The following is a 19,459-nucleotide window of genomic DNA, read 5'->3' on the forward strand; positions in this document are numbered from 1 at the left end:
GTTTTTTGAATAATTGTTTACTATGAAAACCGATGTTCAAATTTGGTGTATATTTGTGGCATGACTCACAGCTATTGTTGAGCGATGGCGGAACAATTGTGTTCAAGATTTAAAAATGTTCAAAGAGAAGCGGATTTATGACGATAAATGACAGCGCATTGGTCACCGAACATGGCATGTGTGAGGAGGAGCAGGTCGCCCGTATCGCCTGGTTCTACTACCACGATGGTTTGACGCAGAGCGAGATCAGCACCCGGCTTGGTCTGACGCGCCTTAAGGTTTCACGTTTGCTGGAAAAAGGGCATCAGTCCGGGATCATTCGGGTGCAGATTAACTCCCGCTTTGAAGGGTGCCTACAATATGAAGATGCATTGAAAAAGCATTTTGACCTGAAGAACATTCGCGTATTGCCCGCCTTGGCCGAAGCCGATGACAGCGCGAGGCTGGGGATCGGTGCGGCACACATGCTGATGGAGTCTCTGGAGCCGCAGCAACTGTTGGCGGCAGGGTTTGGCGAGGCGACCATGAGCACGTTGAAAAGGCTCAGCGGCTTTATTTCTTCGCAGCAAATTCGCCTGGTCACGCTTTCCGGTGGTGTAGGGCCTTATATGACCGGGATTGGTCAGTTGGATGCCGCCTGCAGCGTCAGCATGATCCCAGCCCCGTTGCGCGCTTCCTCTGCCGATATTGCTCGCACTCTGCGGGATGAAAATAGCGTCAGGGACGTGCTGCTGGCGGCCCAAGCTGCCGATGTCGCCGTAGTAGGGATCGGGGCGGTGAGTCAAAAAGATGCCGCCACCATTTTACGCGCTGGCTATATCACCGAAGGCGAGCAACTGATGATTGGCCGCAAAGGCGCCGTTGGCGATATTCTCGGCTACTTTTTTGATGCCAGCGGCGAAATTATTCCCGACATGCAAATTCATCAAGAACTGATAGGGCTGAGCTTGAGCGCGCTTGCCACCATACCTACCGTTGTCGGGGTTGCGGGGGGAGTACCAAAAGCCGAAGCGATCGTGGCGGCATTGAAGGGCGGCTATATCAACGCGTTAGTCACCGATCAGGACACGGCGGCAGAAATGCTTAAACTTATTGGAAAGTAAAGGTCATTAGCGATGTAACAGACTGTCTCACTGCCACACCTTGAAGCAACATCAGCCGAGGACAAACACATGGCTCGACTCTGTACTCCTGTCACATCAGGCCAATACCTGATGGCTCTGGATGCCGGCACCGGCAGCATTAGAGCGGTAATTTTTGATTTGGAAGGCAATCAAGTCTCAGTAGGGCAAGCCGAATGGTTACATTTGGCGGTCCCTGATGTACCGGGCTCCATGGAATTCGATCTTGCCAAAAACTGGCACCTCACCTGCCAATGCATCCATCAGGCGTTAAAGATGGCGGCCATTGCGCCGGAGGCGATTGTGTCCGTGGCTGCGTGTTCAATGCGTGAAGGGATTGTGATCTATGATGCAGAAGGTCAGCCGATCTGGGCATGCGCCAACGTAGATGCACGGGCAACACGTGAGGTCAGCGAGTTAAAAGAGATCCACAACCACACTTTTGAAGATGAGGTTTATCGTTGTTCAGGGCAGACGCTGGCACTCAGCGCAATGCCCCGGCTGTTGTGGTTGGCGCACTACCGCCCTGATATCTATCGCCAGGCAGCCGCGGTCACCATGATCAGTGACTGGCTGGCTTATATGCTCAGCGGTGAACTTGCGGTCGATCCGTCAAATGCCGGGACTACCGGGTTGCTTGATCTGGTCACGCGAGACTGGAGAAAAGGCCTGTTGGAAATGGCGGGCCTGCGTTCGGACATTCTTTCACCGGTCAAAGAGACGGGAACGCCGTTGGGGGTGGTGACGGACACCGCTGCCGCACTGTCAGGCCTGAGGGCTGGCACTCCGGTGATTGTCGGGGGCGGCGATGTCCAACTGGGGTGCGTGGGTCTTGGCATCGTCAGACCGGCGCAGACTGCCGTATTAGGGGGAACGTTCTGGCAGCAGGTGGTGAACCTTCCTGCACCGGTGACCGATCCCAATATGAATGTGCGCATTAACCCCCATGTGATCCCGGGCATGGTCCAGGCTGAATCCATCAGCTTTTTTACCGGGCTGACCATGCGCTGGTTCCGTGATGCCTTCTGCGCCGAGGAGAAGCTGGTTGGTGAACGTCTGGGTGTGGATACCTATGCCTTGCTGGAGGATATGGCCAGGCGAGTACCATCAGGTGCTCATGGCGTTATGCCCATCTTCTCCGATGTCATGCGCTTTAAGAACTGGTATCACGCCGCTCCCTCATTTATCAACCTGTCGATCGATCCGGAAAAGTGCAACAAAGCTACGTTGTTCCGCGCCCTTGAAGAGAACGCGGCCATCGTGTCGGCCTGTAACCTACAACAAATCGCCGAATTCTCAGGTGTCAAAGCCGATTCACTGGTGTTTGCAGGTGGCGGTTCAAAAGGCACGCTTTGGAGCCAGATCCTGGCCGATGTCACCGGACTGACCGTACGAGTCCCGGTGGTTAAGGAAGCGACTGCGCTGGGATGTGCTATTGCGGCTGGTGTGGGGGTAGGGGTCTATTCGTCGTTGGCGGATGCGGGGGAGAGCCTGGTGCGTTGGGATAGGGAACATACCCCGAATCCAGAAAACAGTGAGGTTTATCAACAGGCACGTCAAAAATGGCTGGAGGTGTATCTGGATCAACTTGGTTTGGTCGATCACGGGTTGACGACGTCAATGTGGAAGGCTCCCGGTCTTTGAAGGAGGATAATCATCATCAAGACCAATGAGATATCTCACGACTATCGCTTTGCAGACCATGGCCCTAAATACCTGATCCGTGGCCCGCAGTGCGATATGGGCGTCGTGGTGTTGCAGCCATTCTTGAAGTTAGGTGATTTTAGGTTGTCGCGATCTGTTTGGCATGATAAATAAAACCTAATACTAAAACAGGTACTTAAAAACCCAATCCTCTCAAGGGCAAGCGAGTAACAATGCAGATAATGAATGTCAAACAGGCCAGGATAATCAGTTTCATCTTTGTGATGGGGGGGATCCTGCTGCTGTTACCGTTGCATCTTCTTACCTGCTTTATGGCGGGTTTTCTGGTTTACGAGATCGTGAATATCCTTACGCCACATTTTCAGAAGGTGATTGGCGGACATCGGGCCAGATGGCTGGTTGTGGCGGTGATCAGTACTTTGGTGGTCGGCCTGTTGATCACCATTGTGGGGAGTATCGTTGGCTATCTGATGCAGGATATGAAGAATATCTCTGGCATCAACACCCGTATTGCTTTCATCCTGCAGGATGTCCAGCAAGAGGTGGCAAAATATATGCCGGGCTATCTGCCGTTGAGTGTAGAAGAGCTGAAGAACGAGATCCTGAGCCGACTGCAACAGCACATAGCTCTGTTACAGACGATGGGCAAGAGCGTACTGCATGGCCTGGTGACCATGCTGATCGGGATGGTGCTCGGTGCCATAGTCTCACTGTATAACATTGATAGCAGCGAGGATCGGCCATTACTGAAAAGTGAGCTGATGAAAAGGATTTCGCTGCTGTCTCAGGCGTTCCGCAATATTGTGTTTGCTCAGGTTAAAATATCGGCAATCAATACCTTCTTCTCGGCTATCTTTATCCTTGGTGTGCTACCGCTGTGTGGGATCCATATCCCGTTGGCGAAAACGCTGGTGGTGTTTACCTTTATCTTTGGCTTGCTGCCGGTGATCGGTAATCTAATCTCCAATACCATTGTTTTCATCTCTGGCCTGTCGGTTTCACTCGGAGTGGCACTGATTGCGCTGCTCTACCTGATCGTAATCCACAAGTTTGAGTATTTCCTCAATGCCCGTATTGTCGGCACTAAAATCAGGGCTAACTCTTGGGAGATCTTGCTGGCGATGTTGGTCTTTGAGGCAGCATTCGGTCTGGCTGGCGTGGTTGCCGCTCCTATCTATTACGCCTATCTGAAAAGTGAACTCAGGGAAGCTAAGCTGATTTGAGGGCGAGTCTTTTTTTTCGAACCATGTCGAGGATTCTCACCCTTCCCAGTGCGGGGAATATGCAAAAAAAAGTCTGAACGTGAGTTCAGACTTTTTCTTCGAATATGGCGGAGAGGTCGGGCTTGATTCGCAAGCTCACCCTACGGGCGGCCAGTCGGCCGTCCAAAATGTCTCTGCGCTGCGAGCCATTTTGTCGAACCCTGTCGAGGATTCTCACCCCTCCCAGTGCGGGGAATATGCAAAAAAAGTCTGAACGTGAGTTCAGACTTCTTCTTCGAATATGGCGGAGAGGTCGGGCTTGATTCGCAAGCTCACCCTGCGGGCGGCCAGTCGGCCGTCCAAAATGTCTCTGCGTTGCGAGCCATTTTGTCGAATCCTGTCGAGGATTCTCACCCCTCCCAGTGCGGGGAATATGCAAAAAGAAGTCTGAACATGAGTTCAGACTTCTTCTTTAAATATGGCGGTGAGGGAGGGGTTCGAACCCTCGATACACTTACGCGTATACACACTTTCCAGGCGTGCTCCTTCAGCCACTCAGACACCTCACCGTTTTGTCATCGGCAACGGTTTACGCTGTCGACGGGCGCTAATGTAGGAGAATCTGATCCCAGCGTCAATAGCCTTGTGCCATAACCGCGTGCGTTTAGCCAAACTTCCAGCAATTTGCTGATTTGTCGCACGATAATTCCGCCTTCTCCCTGCCAGTTTATTCTTGCATCGTGCGGCAAAGCGCGAAAGGATAGCTAAAAATCCACCCAAGAAGGGAACCGGCAGTGAATATTATTTTCTATCACCCGTTTTTTGATGCGCAAGATTGGCTGGCAGGAATGGCGAAGCGCTTACCACATGCGAATATCCGGGCATGGCAGCCAGGGGATGATCGTCCGGCGGACTACGCGCTAGTATGGCGGCCACCTTATGAGATGCTGGCCAACCGCCGAGATCTGAAAGGGATCTTTGCTCTGGGGGCAGGCGTAGACGCCATCCTTGAACAGGAGCGCCAGCATCCCGGCAGCCTACCGGCGGGAGTGCCGGTAATCCGGCTTGAGGATACCGGCATGGCGCAGCAGATGGATGAATACGCGCTGGCTGGCGTGTTGCGCTATTTTCGTCGTTTTGATGAGTATCAGTTGCAGCAACAACAGCAGAACTGGTTGCCGCTTGAGCCTCATCAGCAGAGTGATTTTACCATCGGCATTCTGGGCGCAGGGGTGTTGGGGAAAAGCGTAGCGCAAAAGCTGGTGGCGTTCGGATTTAACGTCCGTTGCTGGAGCCGCAGCCCCAAGCAGATTGAGCACGTACAGAGTTTTGCCGGGCAACCTCAGCTAGCGGCGTTTCTTGATGGCACGCGCTTGCTGATCAACCTGCTGCCCAATACGCCTGAAACGGCGGGTATCCTTAACCGCCAGCTGTTCAGCCGTTTGGTGCCAGGCGCCTACTTGATCAACATTGCTCGCGGTGCCCATCTGGTGGAAGACGATCTGCTGGCGATGTTGGCACAAGGGCAACTGACGGCCGCCATGCTTGACGTCTTCGTCAACGAACCTTTGCCGTCCGCTCATGCCTTCTGGCGTCATCCTCGTGTCACTATTACCCCGCATATTGCTGCTGTGACCCTGCCGGAACAGGCGATGGATCAGGTTAGCGCCAATCTCCAGCGGCTTGAGGCGGGTGAACAGCCTTCAGGCCTGGTTGATATTCAGCGTGGCTATTGATGCTTTCACAACCCGCTAACATGTCGATAGCCGCGTTAACTGCTATCATGAACAAGGATTGGCCGCCATCCGCTGACTCTGGCGAGCGCCTAAGAAGGAGAAAGAATGTACCCCGTTGATTTACATATGCATACCGTAGCCAGTACCCATGCCTATAGCACCCTGCACGACTATATCGCCGAAGCGAAACACAAAGGTATCAAACTGTTCGCCATCACCGACCACGGGCCGGATATGGCCGATGCGCCACACTATTGGCACTTTATGAACATGCGTGTGTGGCCACGCCTGGTGGATGGCATTGGCATTCTGCGCGGCATTGAAGCCAATATCAAAAACCTGGCCGGTGATATCGACTGCACCGGACCCATGCTTAACGAAATCGATCTGATTATTGCCGGGTTCCATGAGCCGGTATTTGCACCTCAGGATCGGGCCGCCAACACCGAGGCGATGATTGCCGCCATGGCGCAGGGGGATGTCCATATCATCAGCCATCCAGGCAACCCCAAATATCCGGTCGATATCCCGGCGATAGCGGCAGCGGCAGCCAAATATCAGGTAGCGCTGGAGCTGAATAACTCTTCGTTTATTCATTCCCGTAAGGGCAGTGAATCAAATTGCCGTGCGATAGCTGCCGCAGTGCGTGACGCTGGCGGCTGGCTGGCATTAGGCTCTGACTCGCACGTGGCTTTTGCTCTCGGTGGTTTTGAACACTGCGAGCGTATCCTTGAAGAGGTGAGTTTCCCGCAGGAGCGCATTTTAAATGTGTCACCGCGCCGGATCCTGAACTTTCTTGAGCAGCGTGGCAGACCGGCAATTGCGGAATTAGCCGATCTGTGACATCGTCACGGCAAATTTTAGTTTTATAGGGTGTTATCATGAATGAGTTTTCCGTTGTCTGCCGGGTGTTAGGCACGCTGTTTTACCGCCAGCCGCAGGATCCGTTGTTGGAGCCGCTGTTTACCTTGATCAAGGAGGGCAAACTGCAACAGCACTGGCCGCTCGAGCAGGACGAACTGCTGACTCGTTTGCAACAGCATTGTACCGATCCGCAGCTAGCCGCCGATTTTAACGCTCTGTTTGTCGGCAGCGAGTGCAGCGTCTCACCACTGCGTTCGTCCTACGTTGAAGGTGCCAGCGAAGCGGACGTGCGGGTATTTCTCCAGCAGCGTGGGATGCCATTAGGCGAGGCGCCAGCCGATCATTTCGGTTCGCTGCTGCTGGCCGCCTCCTGGCTGGAAGATCAGTCGCAGGAAGATGAAGTCCAGGCGCAAATCACGCTGTTTAACGAGTTCTTGCTGCCTTGGTGTGGCCGCTTCCTGGGTAAGGTTGAAGCACACGCCACCAGCGGTTTTTACCGTACTCTGGCAGAGATCGCTCGCCATGCCATCGCAGCTATGTGTGATGAGCTAGCAGAGTATGAGCAAGGTGAAGAAGCGCAGGACGAAGAAGAGTAAATGTGAGAGGGCGCAGCTTAGACTGCGCCCAAAAGAATTAATCGGTGAACGGGATCACCAACTGACCGGGCTTCACTTCCAACCCTTTAGCCAGCTTGAGTGCCATGGCTTCCGTTTTGCTCTTATCCGCGTCGAGAACATACACTGGCTTCTGATCGAAATACGATTTCAACGACTGATTCAGGTAAGGCGATAGAGCCTTCATCACCGTATCCATCTTCTCCGGCTGCACCTGGTAATCGACCAACTCCATGTCTTTGAGGAAGATCGCTCCTTTCTCGCGGTCGTAGACCGGTTGCGCCTTCAACGTTAGCTGCAAATCGGCGGCCTGTGGGCCGAGGATCGAAGTGATATTGACCTTGGCATTGCCGGAAAGCGTTACCTTATTAGGTTCTGTACGACCAATCTGGCTCTGCAACTGGGTTAACACGATATTGGCATCAACCAACCCTGGAACGCCGATCTGCTTTTGGTAGTCGTTATGTTTTTGCAGGTAATTATTCACTTCCTGCTCGCTGACGCTGTATTGGGTAAGCTGGTTACAACCGATAAGCGTACCGGCAACGACCAGGGCGGCCACGCCCATCAGGATCTTCTTCATTCAAACCTCGTAAAACGAAAATGCGGTAGACTTTGATTGTTGCAAACCAAAGGTGACCGCCAGCAAAGAAAAATTTCAGCTCGCAGGATAACAGATGACGCGGCGCAAAGGGTTTTTTACCTAGTCGGATAAGGCTGAAATTACCTATCGCCGCAGCCGCCATACCAACAGCACCACGCCTCCCAGACAGGTTAGCCCGCCGAGCGCGGGGAATAGAGGAATGCCCCAAAGCTGGCTGGTGGAGCGCATCAGATAAGGAGCCAGGCCCAGTGCGAATGCCGCCGTGACGATCGCAATGGCCAGCGTGACCGCTGCGCGTTCCAGAGCCTTGCTCAGCTGGTTGAGGTTCTTGACGTTGATTTCGGCATCGATCTTGCCTTGCTTTAACCGGCGCATCAGCAAGCGAATGGCCTGCGGCAGTTCCTCTCCGGCATCCAGCGCCTCACCACCCAGCAATATAGCACGACGGCGCAGCGCTTCGGGTGTATAGCGCTGGAGCATCACCTGGCGCAGCATCGGTTTCAGGGTGGCAACGATATCAAAGGCGGGGTCCAGGCGGTGTAAAACGCCATCTGCGGTGATCAGCGCCTTGAACAACAGCACCAGATCGGGTGGTAATGGCAGTTGATGCTCACGGGCCATCACTAACAGGTCGGTGAGTGCCTTGCCTAGCGTCAGAGTACTCGAGGCCTGCTTATCGAGAAAGTTTTGCGCCGCCTGTTCCAGATCGGTCAGATCCAGCTCCTGGCTGTCAGACCAGGCGATCAGCGTATTGACGATGCCGTCGCTCTGGCGCTCCGCGATGGCCTGCAGCAACAGCAGAAGCTGGTTACGTCGCCGTTCCGACAGTTGGCCAACCATGCCAAAATCGATAAACCCTACGTGGTTGTCGCCCAAGGCCATCACGTTACCGGGATGAGGATCGGCGTGATAAAGCCGATGTTCCAGCACCATGGTCATAAAGGCCTGCGCGCCACGCTGTGCGAGCAACGGGCCGTCGAATCCGGCAGCGGCTAATTGCTGCGGATTTTCTGGTGCGATGCCGGGCAGATATTGTTGTACCAGCAGGCGTTTTGACGAGTGCTGCCAATAAATTTTCGGGATCACCACTTCGGGCTGTTTGGCAAAGTGTTCCGCAACCCGATCGCAATTATTACCTTCATGCGTCAGATCCAGCTCGTGATTGAGCGCGGTGGCTAGCGTTTGTACCATCTGGTGCGGGCGATAACGCGCCAGCGCCGGGCTTTGTTGCTCCACGGTTTCGGCCAGATAGGCCAACAGGCGTAGATCGGCATGAATGGTTTTGGCTAATCCAGGGCGTAACACTTTCACTACCACCTGCTCGCCACTGTGCAGGCGGGCGCGGTAGATTTGCGCCATGGAGGCGGCGGCTAGCGGGATCGGATCGAATTGGGCAAATACCTGCTGAGGGTCACCGCCCAGATCGGCGGTGATCTGCGCGGCCAGCTTTTCCCAGGGTAGGGTTGTCGCCTGGCTATGCAGGCGCTCCAACTCGTCGGTCCAGCGCTGCTCCAGCAGGTCGGTGCGGGTGGCCAGGATCTGGCCGAATTTAACGAAGGTTGGCCCCAGGGCTTCCAGGGCCGCGCGCAGGCGTTCTGGCAATGTCTGATTATCGACCTCCACGCCGCCGCTGCTCAGGCCGCCCAGCATCTTGCCTAACCCTAGCAGCCTGATGACATCCTGCAAACCGTAGCGGATCAGTACGGATGAGATTTCTTGCAGCCTGGCGCGGTCACGAGCGGTGACAAAAAACATTTTTAGCATCTGCGCGTGACTCCTTTATCGCCGGTGTGGATCATTGCTCCATATCGAACAGCAACGGAATATCAACGCGCTGCGCCATGCGGTTGCGGTAAGCCTCCACGTTATCCGGCAGGGCGACACCGGCCACGATCGATAGCGAGCGCAACAGCGGGAACAGATGGATATCATCTTCACTGAGAGTGCCGTTGACCGCTTCCGATGACTGGATCAGCGGGGAAAGCGTGGCCAGATCTTCTTCCAACTGGGCGATCAGATCAGCGCTGTCGGCCAGTAGCACGGCAAAATCACCGCTGGCCGCCTGTTTTTTGTCGCTGAAATAGCGGCGTGCGTTGTCAGTGGCGAACTCTTCGAAATCGGCATTGGCAAAGCGCGGTAACAGCAGTTTGTTGACGTAGGTGGCAGTGTGTTGCAACCACGTGGCGATGGCCGGATTGGTTTTCCCCGTCAGTAGCGGTTTTCCGTCCAGGTTATCGACGTAATGCACGATATCCATGCTTTCGGGCAGATAGCTACCGTCGTCTTTTTGCAGGATTGGCGCCATTTTCTTGCCGATCATGCTGATGGGGGTGATTTCGTCATCGCTTAGCAGGGTCACCAAACGCACCGGTAAATCCTTGAGGCCGAATATCATGCGGGCCTTTACGCAGAATGGGCAATGATCGTAAATAAACAGTTTCATGCATGCTCCTGTTGTCGGGTGTAGCAGCCAGTTTTAGTGGGATGATGCGCCATCATAAGCCTTTCTGCGCCAATTTTTGTACTATCAGGATAGCAACTTTGGCAGATTAGGTCGCCAGAGACTGGGCGCAAGGGATGCGCCCGGGCAAAAATCAGCCACCACGGAGGATCGCGGGGGCTGCGGTACGCGGATTAAATTGCCAGTACAAGGCCAACAGCGTGATAAAGCCTACCAGCCCCAGCAGGAACCAGGGCAACTCTGGCATGCCCATCGCATTGCCGGTGTCATACATCCAGCCACCGCCGGTGTAACCCAATGCGCCACCGAGTGCCAACCCCAGGCGGCTAAAGCCCATATAGCTGCCGCGTGCCCGAGAGTCGGCCAGCGAGGCACTCAGGGTTTCACGCGCCGGTTCGGCGATGATCGATCCCAGGTAGAAGCAGCAGATCAGAGTAAACACCGCTTGCAGGCTGGTGGCAAAGCCGACGGGCAGCAGGCTGAGGGTCATCAGCAACAAGCCGGCCATCAGGCGTTGTTCCAACCGGAAGTGTTTTTCGCTCCAGCGTGCCAGCGGGTATAGCAATGAAAGCGATAGTGCAGCTTCTATGGCGTACATCCATTTGACCGCCGACGGCGAACCAGCGATCTCGTTGACCATGATTGGCAGCATCAACATCACCTGCACCGATAGCATGTAATAGCCGGTTAACGTCAACACATAGGTCAGGAAGCGGCGATCGCGCAGCACGCGCATCATGCCTTCTTTCATCGGTGCCCGTATGGTAGAGATCCGGTAATTAGGTAACAGCCAGGCGTTCCAACCGGCGGCCAACACGAAAATACCCGCGCCCACCCAGCAGACGAAATGGAAGTCGTACTGCAGCAGCCAACTGCCGATTAACGCACCGATCACGGCACCGGCGCTGTCTTGCATCATCAGCAGCGAATAAAAACGGCTGCGTTCATGTGGACGGGTCAGTTTGATCACCAGCGCGGTACGGGGCGGATCGAACAGGGTGCCGCCAAGGGCGGACAGCGCGCAGGAAAACCACAGTATCCAGGGTTGATCGGCCATCGCCATGGTGGCAAAGCCCGCCGCACGCAGCAGCATGCCGGTGACGATCATCGGTTTGGCGCCAAAACGGTCGGCAATCGCTCCACCAAAAATCCCCAATCCTTGCTGAATGAGCTGGCGTAATCCCAGTGCCAGGCCCACGACCACGGCCGCCCAGCCAAGTTGATCGACAAAGCGAATAGAAATAAGTGGGAAGACGACGAAAAAGCCTAAAACCACCAACAGGTTATCGAACAATAAAAAATACTTACCCAAGCTCCGAGCTTGCGATACCAGAGACATGCTTCACCACGAGCAGTTAAAAGGAGAGAAAGACTACCCGGTTATTCTCTACCCAATACGTAATGTCTGATAGGGGGGTGATAGATAATATTTTTTAATCGTCAATACGTTACCTGAGTGGCAAAACTACACTTAAAAATGGGCAAAACAGCTAACTGGCTATTTACTGAGCGCTCAGGGGCTTACCTGCCGGGCGGGCTACGGTTATATTACCGGGGGAATACGCGGTTTTACGCCGACAGTCTGCCATGAGTCATGTGAGATAATGCCTGACCCTGTAGATGTTGACCCAATCAATACTTCTTATCGAACCGTTCTGACCGCGGGGGAAATGATGTTTGGCTATCGCTCTGCATCACCGAAAATACGTCTTACCACCGATCGGCTGGTTGTCCGTTTAGTTCACGAACGCGATGCCTACCGCCTGGCCGAATACTATGCCGAAAACAGGGCGTTCCTGAAGCCTTGGGAACCGGTGCGCGATGATAGCCACTGTTACCCCTCTGGCTGGCAAGCCCGCCTGGGTATGATCACGGAAATGCAAAAGCAGGGCAGTGCCTACTATTTTATCCTGCTCGATCCGGAAGAACTCCATGTGTGCGGCGTCGCCAACTTCAGCAATGTGCTGCGCGGCTCGTTCCATGCCTGCTTCCTGGGATATTCCCTGGGTGAAAAGTGGCAAGGGCAGGGGCTGATGTACGAAGCGTTGCAAACGGCCATCCGCTATATGCAGCGTCAACAGCGGATGCATCGCATTATGGCCAACTATATGCCGCATAACCAGCGCAGCGGTGCGTTGCTGACCCGGCTCGGCTTTGAACGCGAAGGCTATGCCAAGGATTACCTGCTGATCGACGGACAGTGGCAGGATCATGTGTTGACCGCATTGACCAATAAAGAGTGGCAACCGCCACGCTGAGGCCGTAACAATGAAATATGAATTAAATGCCAAAGAAGCCCGAGTGATCGGTTGCATGATGGAAAAGCAGGTGACCACGCCTGACCAATATCCCCTTTCCCTCAATGCCATTACGCTGGCCTGTAATCAAAAAACCAACCGTGAGCCGGTGATGGACCTGTCGGAAAGCGAAGTCCAGCAGCAGCTTGATTTGCTGCTGAGAAGGCACTTCCTGCGTACCTTAAGTGGTTTTGGTAATCGGGTCGTGAAGTATGAGCAGCGTTTTTGCAACTCCGAGTTCGGCCAACTGAAACTGTCACCGGCCGAAGTGGCGGTGATTGCGACCCTGCTATTACGTGGCGCACAGACGCCGGGTGAACTGCGTACTCGCACCAACCGGATGCATGAATTCAACGACGTCAGCGAAGTGGAGGAGGTGTTGCAACAGTTGTCGACCCGTGAGGATGGGCCGTTCGTGGTACGTTTGCCGCGTGAGCCAGGCAAGCGTGAGAGCCGCTTTATGCACCTGTTCAGCGGCCAGATTGATGCGGCTCCGGTTGAAGCCGAGGAGGCCAATGCGGGTGAATTGACTGAACGCGTAGTGCGTCTGGAGGCCGAAGTCGCTGAATTGAAACAACAGGTGCAGCAGCTGCTGGCGCGGGGTTCACATGAGTAAACTTCGTATCGGGGTCGTGGGTTTAGGTGGCATCGCGCAAAAGGCTTACCTGCCAATTCTTTCTCAAGCGGTGGACTGGCAGCTTCTAGGCGGCTTTTCACCTAATCAGCAAAAAGCCCAGCCGGTATGCGATAGCTATCGTATGCCTTATTTCTCTCGTCTTGATAGCCTGGCACAACAGTGTGATGCAGTGTTCGTGCACAGCAGCACGGCTAGCCATTTTCAGGTAGTGGGTGAGCTGTTGGCGCAGGGCGTACACGTCTACGTGGATAAACCACTGGCGGAAACGTTGGAACAGGGCGAGCAACTGATCGAACTGGCCGCAAAGCAGGGTGTGGCACTGATGGTGGGCTTCAACCGCCGTTTTGCGCCGCTGTATCGCCAGTTGAAACAGCAAATGCAGCTACCGGCCTCGATCCGTATGGATAAACACCGCGCCGATAGCGTAGGACCAAAGGATCTACGTTTTACCCTGCTGGATGACTATCTGCACGTGGTGGATACCGCGCTGTGGTTGGGAGGCGGGAACGCCAGCTTGCAGAGTGGCAAGTTGCGAGCAAACGAAGCGGGCGAGATGCTTTACGCGGAACACCACTTTGCCTGCGGTGACACCATCGTTACGACCAGCATGCACCGGCGTGCTGGCAGCCAACGGGAGAGCGTGCAGGCAGTTACCAACGGTGCGGTCTATCAACTGAACGATATGCGCCAATGGCTGCGGGAAGACCCGCAAGGCGTGCTCGAGAAACCCGCCCCAGGCTGGCAAACCACGCTGGAACAACGCGGTTTTGCCGGTGCGGTGCACCATTTTATTCAGTCCATCAGCAACCAGACCGCGCCGGAAACTGCCGGAGAACAGGCCATTTACGCCCAGCGATTGATCGAGAAAATGCTGCGCGATGCCAGTTAACCCCATGTAACATATGGCGGTAGCTATTAGCGGCGCGGAGCCGTAGACTAACGCCACTCAACTGACGCCTGCCGATGCAGGCGTTGATATTTACCCGTCGTACTCATCAGAATAACCACATGAATCTACTTAAATCACTGGCAGCCGTTAGCTCGATGACCATGTTTTCACGGGTGCTGGGCTTTGCGCGTGATGCCATTGTGGCACGCGTTTTTGGGGCAGGGATGGCTACGGATGCTTTCTTTGTGGCGTTCAAACTGCCAAACCTTTTACGGCGCATCTTTGCTGAGGGGGCTTTCTCCCAGGCGTTTGTGCCGATCCTGGCGGAATACAAAAGCCAGCAGGGGGAAGAGGCGACGCGCACCTTTGTCGCCTACGTTTCCGGCCTGTTGACGCTGGTACTGTCGGTAGTGACCGTACTTGGCATGCTGGCCGCGCCCTGGGTGATTTTTATTACGGCGCCGGGGTTTACTGATACGCCGGATAAGTTTGCCCTGACCTCGTCACTGTTACGTATCACCTTCCCTTATATCCTGTTGATTTCGCTGGCCTCGCTGGTAGGGGCGATCCTTAACACCTGGAACCGTTTCTCCATTCCGGCCTTTGCGCCAACGCTGTTGAACGTCAGCATGATCGGCTTTGCGCTGTTTGCCGCACCGTACTTCAATCCGCCGGTGCTGGCTTTGGCCTGGGCGGTGGTAGTTGGGGGCGTGCTGCAACTGGGTTATCAATTGCCACATCTCAAGAAAATTGGGATGCTGGTATTGCCGCGCCTGAAGCTGAATGACGCAGGCGTATGGCGGGTGATGCGCCAGATGGGGCCAGCGATACTGGGGGTTTCGGTTAGCCAGATCTCGCTGATCATCAACACCATCTTCGCTTCGTTCCTGGTCTCCGGCTCAGTTTCGTGGATGTATTATGCCGATCGCCTGATGGAGTTCCCGTCTGGGGTGTTGGGCGTGGCATTGGGAACCATCCTGCTACCGTCCTTGGCGAAGAGCTTTTCCAGCGGTAACCATGACCAATATAACCGCCTGATGGACTGGGGCCTGCGTCTGTGCTTTGTGCTGGCTTTGCCGAGTGCCATTGCGTTAGGCATCCTGGCCAAGCCGCTAACCGTCTCGCTGTTCCAGTACGGCAAGTTTTCCGCCTTTGATGCGGCGATGACCCAGCGTGCGCTGGTAGCCTATTCGGTTGGTTTGATGGGCCTGATCGTGGTGAAAGTGTTGGCACCGGGTTTCTACTCGCGTCAAGACATCAAAACGCCGGTCAAGATTGCCATCATTACGCTGATCCTGACTCAGGTGATGAACCTGATATTTATTGGCCCACTGAAGCATGCCGGGCTTTCGTTATCGATTGGTCTGGGAGCCTGCCTGAATGCTTCGCTGCTCTATTGGCAACTGCGCAAGCAGGATATTTTCCAACCGCAACCCGGCTGGGCGATGTTCCTGTTCAAGCTGGTAGTCGCCGTACTGGTGATGGCTGCGGTGCTGCTTGGCGTGATGTGGCTGATGCCGGAATGGGATCAGGGCAATATGCTGGCTCGCTTACTGCGTCTGTCGGTCGTGGTGGCTGCGGGGATTGTTGCTTACTTCGCGGTGTTGGGGATCCTTGGTTTCCGCCCTAGAGATTTCGCTCGGCGGGTAGATTGACTTCCAACTGCTACTCACCCGATAACAAAAAGGTCGCTAATGCGACCTCAGACTGCTGACTAACCCCACTTTTTCAGGTGGGGTTCTTCTTTTTTAGCGACCGCAGGTCGCGATCGCAATATTTTTCCATAATCACATCAGTTGACCTGACTTGCCGTCGATAGAAGCCTTCTGCTCCTCCTGAACCTCGTTAAGCCACATATAAAGACGATAAAGAAGCTCCAACAGCGCCATCTTCCGTCAGATGGCACACCGCCGAGGTAAAATAACCCGCATCCACACCCACGGTGACCGTATCACGACTGAACCGCTCCACCTGCCGCGCCAGCCTGCCGATGAACGGCTGGCTGCCATGCACGTTGTCCAAAGTGACATGGGTATCCAAGATGATGCCGTGCTTGTCGTCCACCGTGCGATGGTCCAGATTGAAGAAGCCCTTCGGCTTGTTGTCCCGGTGCATAAAAGCTGCTTTTCGGGGCGGTGGTGCTGATTTTGGTGTTTTTAACCGTGTCATTTTTGGGGACTTTTCTTGCGGCGGGCAGCGATTTTTTTCGCGTTGCTTCCTGTCGGCCTCCACGGCATCATTCAGCTGTGTGAAGTATTCACTGACACCTTCAGGGCGCAGTTCATTCACGGCCTTGCGCGGGTTGGCATCGGCTTTCAGATGAGTACTGTCGGTGTAAAGCACACATCCGTTTGCCATGCTGCCATTGAGAGCCTGCCCTATGGTCTGGATGGTCTGGATTTCCTTGACCAAACGGCGTGCGGAAGGAACACCGAAGAGGTAGCCCAACAGCATCACTTTAATCAGACGAATGGGGTCGATAGCGGGCCTGCCATTATAGGGGCAATAGAGGTGAGCAACGGCATCGCGGATAAATTCAAAATCGATGGCGGCATCATTTTTGCGCACCAGATGGTCTTCGGGAACCAGTTGATCAAGGGGGATGGTTTTAATCTGGTATTGCTGGGGAGAGGGTTCTTAAAGCATGGCAGTCAGTCCGTTTTTTCACTGACTTTGTCAGCAATCTGAGGTCGCTAACGCGACCTGAGGCTTATGTAAATTGTTACTAATGTCACTTGCCATTGCTGAAAAAATGTTGGCGGCAACCCTATTTATACCTAGTTAATACGCACGGATTATCCTTTCACATACACTATGTTGATCATGTATAAACCAGACTTTTGAAGACCATTAAATTTTTAATGGAGAACAGGGGGTTAAATAAGCTAATAACTGCGAATATTACTCATGCCGGGATCTAAATCGCTTTGCTTAAAATAGCGTATTTTGACCAATATTCAATTGGGTATGTGTTTATGAAGGATGGCGAGCTCGACGTTAGGAGGATAGTAGTTTTATAAGTCAGAATAGCTGTTAATGATGTGTTCATTGTTAGAAAAAAAACGTAATAACATGAAGCGCATCACATTTTTGACCTTAAAATGCGCTTTTATGTGTATTTCACACGGCGTTATTGATAATGGTAATAAATATCATCTACGGAAGGCGATAGGAATCAATAAAGGGAGGCTTGAATGAATGACTTTGAAAGCAACGTGACAGTAGCAGCGGCGATTATTGTCAAGAATGAAGAGCGCTGTATTGCTCGCTGCATCGACAGCTTACTTCCACTTTTTCAAGAAATAATCGTTGTTGATACAGGATCAACAGATAATACGCTTAAAATATTAAATGGCTATTTAGCTGATGGAGTTAAAATATTTCATACGGAATGGGAAGATAGCTTTTCAAAACCAAGAAATCTTGCCATAAGCAAGTCAATATCTAATTATATTTTTTTGTTGATGCAGATGAATATGTTGTTTCTTCAAAGCATGAAGTTTCAAAGATATTTGTAAAAATAAATATAAATAACAATAGAGACCTTGTTGCAATTTGTCCGAAAATTAAAAATCATGATGGTGATATATCAAAGAATATACGAAGAGGATTTGCTAATAATGGAGGTTTTTTCTATTTTGGATATGTCCATGAAGAGTTAAGGCGAAAAGACAAAAATAGGATAATTGACATCGGTGTTGATATTATTATCAATCACGATGGTTATACTCATGATGTTTTAAAAGCCAAAGGAAAATATAATAGAAATAAACGGCTGAATTTAAAAAACTTATCTAAAGAGCCTTTGTATCTTCGCTGGAAATTCTTTTACTACCGAGACTGCTTCGAGGGGACTCCACCCGATGAAATTTATAAAGGCTTAGCGAAAGCAATAAAATGCGAAGAGTTAGAACCGTTAAGCATGACAAATATAAAGATGGAAGCCTATACCTTTTCCATCCTTGATCTGATGGCGAAAGCAAAACTAAGTATGATGGATAATGATAACGAATTTTATGAGGTGATTGAGCTCATGGATGCTATCATTCCTTATAATAGCAATGGTTTTTACTATAAACTTATTTATGAATTATTCAAATGGAAATGCAAGTGTAGAGTATCAATCAAAGAAATTATAGAGTATAAAAGAAAAAATAAAAAAGTCCATGAGGGAATGGTTCATTCAGAGGGGTTACATATTGATGCTGCGCTTTCATTTTATCTTAATGAGATTGGTATGGTGAAACAGGCAAGAAAGCTATTGCTAAGTGTTAGGGATAATGGATTTACCACGGGGATTGTTAATCAATACTTGAACAGTACAAACACACTAAATTATGAGGGTGATAATGGTAAGTAAAAGAATTTACTTTATTTACAGGCCCAGCCCGACATTTGGTCGGTCTCCTATCCAAGGTGCAGGTGGCGGTTTGTTCGGTTTTTACAAAGAAGATAAATACATTACAGCTTTGCAGGATTATCTAAATAAAAAAAATCTCAACTGGCTCGTTGAGCGGGATGATACTGAATCAGATATAGAGAAACTTATAGAGCAAAATGCTCAATTACTGGTTTGCGCACCCGGATTACGCTTCCAGTTCTATCGTAATGGTTTTGATAAAAAAATATTATTTATCTTAGCACAATGGAATACGTGAGCAATAATATTAACCCTGTTGTTAAACGAATAAGGGAAATAATTAATGAATAAATATCATGATTTAGTTTTAAGAGAAATAACAGATGAAATTGAATTGATGTCCGTTGGTGGCAGTGGTGGTGGCAGTGGGCAATGGGAAACTGGAGCTGCAGGGGTTTGGGCCGGAGTTATGGATGGGTTAGGCTATAGTTGTTCATTACCAGGTGGATTTTATGGTCCAGGTACTTCTGTAGCAACAGGTTCCGGAACTTGTGTAGGAGGTAACATGGGATCGTCTGACCCCATATGGGGAAATTGAGAGGAGCCTAATCAAACAAACGTAAACTGATAGGATTATATTAAATAATGGTTCGTGGACTAACAGAATGCCATTTTAAAAAAATACTAATTCTACTTTTTGCAATATTAGCCCGGCGTTTCGCCGGGCTAACCACCAACCTGACTATTGAGGAAGATAAACACACTAAGCTATCCTGCGAAATTGAGCAATTAGGCTAAAACCGACTGGGCTTATTGAAATACACGCCAACAGCGCGGAGGAGCAAGGCTGATGATAGTATCAATGGTACATATCAGAAGTCCTTGGGGATGTCATTAACATCAAGGATCATGAGTTCATATTGGTACTGATGAGTGAGAGTTTTTTATATGGAAGCCAGTCCTTTATTGGCACTGGCCTTAGTAGAGTCAAGCTTTGATCGTCAGACAA

Annotated in this window: 18 protein-coding genes, 1 tRNA gene and 2 pseudogenes; 15 read left to right on the forward strand and 6 right to left on the reverse strand. The window is 52.0% G+C overall.

Going from position 1 to position 19,459, the window contains the following annotated elements:
- Positions 1–137 precede the first annotated feature (137 nt).
- The 4 genes and pseudogenes from lsrR (at position 138) to A6U95_RS19170 (ending at position 4,009) form a co-directional block, all read left to right on the forward strand.
- Complete coding sequence (gene lsrR / locus A6U95_RS19160) at positions 138–1,103, forward strand: transcriptional regulator LsrR (RefSeq protein ID WP_161713778.1); 966 nt, start codon at positions 138–140, stop codon at positions 1,101–1,103.
- Positions 1,104–1,172: 69 nt separating this feature from the next.
- Positions 1,173–2,765 (forward strand): autoinducer-2 kinase, encoded by a 1,593-nt coding sequence (gene lsrK, locus A6U95_RS19165; RefSeq protein ID WP_065685622.1) that lies wholly within the window; start codon positions 1,173–1,175, stop codon positions 2,763–2,765.
- A gap of 12 nt (positions 2,766–2,777) precedes the next feature.
- Positions 2,778–2,885: pseudogene (locus tag A6U95_RS31575) on the forward strand (cupin domain-containing protein); the annotation flags it as partial.
- Between the two features lie 113 nt (positions 2,886–2,998).
- Positions 2,999–4,009: an AI-2E family transporter gene (locus A6U95_RS19170; protein ID WP_065685623.1), complete on the forward strand. Its 1,011-nt coding sequence runs from the start codon at positions 2,999–3,001 to the stop codon at positions 4,007–4,009.
- 458 nt (positions 4,010–4,467) lie between these two features.
- Here A6U95_RS19170 and A6U95_RS19175 read toward each other — a convergent pair.
- Positions 4,468–4,557: transfer RNA gene (locus A6U95_RS19175), tRNA-Ser, on the reverse strand.
- 225 nt (positions 4,558–4,782) lie between these two features.
- On the opposite strand from A6U95_RS19175, the gene ghrA reads away from it, so the two are divergent.
- From ghrA to A6U95_RS19190, 3 genes are all read left to right on the forward strand, one after another.
- Positions 4,783–5,724, forward strand: a complete 942-nt coding sequence (gene ghrA, locus A6U95_RS19180) for a glyoxylate/hydroxypyruvate reductase GhrA (RefSeq protein WP_065685624.1) — start codon at positions 4,783–4,785, stop codon at positions 5,722–5,724.
- A gap of 105 nt (positions 5,725–5,829) precedes the next feature.
- Complete coding sequence (locus A6U95_RS19185) at positions 5,830–6,567, forward strand: phosphatase (protein WP_065685625.1); 738 nt, start codon at positions 5,830–5,832, stop codon at positions 6,565–6,567.
- A gap of 38 nt (positions 6,568–6,605) precedes the next feature.
- Positions 6,606–7,184 (forward strand): molecular chaperone, encoded by a 579-nt coding sequence (locus tag A6U95_RS19190; RefSeq protein WP_065685626.1) that lies wholly within the window; start codon positions 6,606–6,608, stop codon positions 7,182–7,184.
- Between the two features lie 37 nt (positions 7,185–7,221).
- Here A6U95_RS19190 and A6U95_RS19195 read toward each other — a convergent pair whose 3' ends face one another.
- The 4 genes from A6U95_RS19195 to mdtH form a co-directional block, all read right to left on the reverse strand.
- On the reverse strand, positions 7,222–7,785 hold the full coding sequence (locus A6U95_RS19195; protein ID WP_024530478.1) for a lipoprotein: 564 nt from the start codon (positions 7,783–7,785) through the stop codon (positions 7,222–7,224).
- Between the two features lie 144 nt (positions 7,786–7,929).
- Entirely contained in the window at positions 7,930–9,570 is a 1,641-nt protein-coding gene (locus A6U95_RS19200; protein ID WP_065685627.1) for an AarF/UbiB family protein, read from the reverse strand.
- A gap of 31 nt (positions 9,571–9,601) precedes the next feature.
- Positions 9,602–10,249: a glutaredoxin 2 gene (gene grxB, locus A6U95_RS19205; protein ID WP_065685628.1), complete on the reverse strand. Its 648-nt coding sequence runs from the start codon at positions 10,247–10,249 to the stop codon at positions 9,602–9,604.
- A 151-nt stretch (positions 10,250–10,400) separates the two neighbouring features.
- The gene (mdtH, locus tag A6U95_RS19210; protein ID WP_065685629.1) at positions 10,401–11,606 is read right to left on the reverse strand and encodes a multidrug efflux MFS transporter MdtH; all 1,206 of its coding nucleotides are present in this window, start codon (positions 11,604–11,606) and stop codon (positions 10,401–10,403) included.
- A 334-nt stretch (positions 11,607–11,940) separates the two neighbouring features.
- On the opposite strand from mdtH, the gene rimJ reads away from it, so the two are divergent.
- From rimJ to murJ, 4 genes are all read left to right on the forward strand, one after another.
- Positions 11,941–12,525 (forward strand): ribosomal protein S5-alanine N-acetyltransferase, encoded by a 585-nt coding sequence (gene rimJ / locus A6U95_RS19215; RefSeq protein ID WP_021181129.1) that lies wholly within the window; start codon positions 11,941–11,943, stop codon positions 12,523–12,525.
- A 10-nt stretch (positions 12,526–12,535) separates the two neighbouring features.
- The gene (locus A6U95_RS19220; RefSeq protein WP_065685630.1) at positions 12,536–13,180 is read left to right on the forward strand and encodes a YceH family protein; all 645 of its coding nucleotides are present in this window, start codon (positions 12,536–12,538) and stop codon (positions 13,178–13,180) included.
- Positions 13,173–14,090 (forward strand): Gfo/Idh/MocA family oxidoreductase, encoded by a 918-nt coding sequence (locus A6U95_RS19225; protein WP_065685631.1) that lies wholly within the window; start codon positions 13,173–13,175, stop codon positions 14,088–14,090. Before A6U95_RS19220 ends, A6U95_RS19225 begins: the two co-directional genes overlap by 8 nt.
- A 119-nt stretch (positions 14,091–14,209) precedes the next feature.
- Positions 14,210–15,745, forward strand: a complete 1,536-nt coding sequence (gene murJ, locus A6U95_RS19230; RefSeq protein WP_065685842.1) for a murein biosynthesis integral membrane protein MurJ — start codon at positions 14,210–14,212, stop codon at positions 15,743–15,745.
- Positions 15,746–15,956: 211 nt separating this feature from the next.
- On the opposite strand, the pseudogene A6U95_RS19235 reads toward murJ, so the two are convergent.
- Positions 15,957–16,703, reverse strand: a pseudogene (locus tag A6U95_RS19235) (transposase); the annotation flags it as partial.
- A 581-nt stretch (positions 16,704–17,284) separates the two neighbouring features.
- Between A6U95_RS19235 and A6U95_RS19240 the strand changes: the two are divergent.
- The 4 genes from A6U95_RS19240 to A6U95_RS30775 all read left to right on the forward strand — a co-directional run bounded on the left by A6U95_RS19240 (position 17,285) and on the right by A6U95_RS30775 (position 19,048).
- Positions 17,285–17,608, forward strand: coding sequence for a glycosyltransferase (locus tag A6U95_RS19240; RefSeq protein ID WP_065685632.1), 324 nt, complete (start codon positions 17,285–17,287; stop codon positions 17,606–17,608).
- Positions 17,609–18,012: 404 nt separating this feature from the next.
- Entirely contained in the window at positions 18,013–18,450 is a 438-nt protein-coding gene (locus tag A6U95_RS19245; protein ID WP_139102414.1) for a hypothetical protein, read from the forward strand.
- A complete protein-coding gene (locus tag A6U95_RS19250; protein WP_241810694.1) occupies positions 18,440–18,748 on the forward strand; it encodes a hypothetical protein in 309 nt (102 codons plus the stop codon). Before A6U95_RS19245 ends, A6U95_RS19250 begins: the two co-directional genes overlap by 11 nt.
- A gap of 45 nt (positions 18,749–18,793) precedes the next feature.
- Positions 18,794–19,048 (forward strand): hypothetical protein, encoded by a 255-nt coding sequence (locus tag A6U95_RS30775; RefSeq protein ID WP_139102415.1) that lies wholly within the window; start codon positions 18,794–18,796, stop codon positions 19,046–19,048.
- Positions 19,049–19,459 lie beyond the last annotated feature (411 nt).

The organism is Serratia sp. 14-2641 (assembly GCF_001692375.1).
GTDB lineage: Bacteria > Pseudomonadota > Gammaproteobacteria > Enterobacterales > Enterobacteriaceae > Chania > Chania fonticola_C.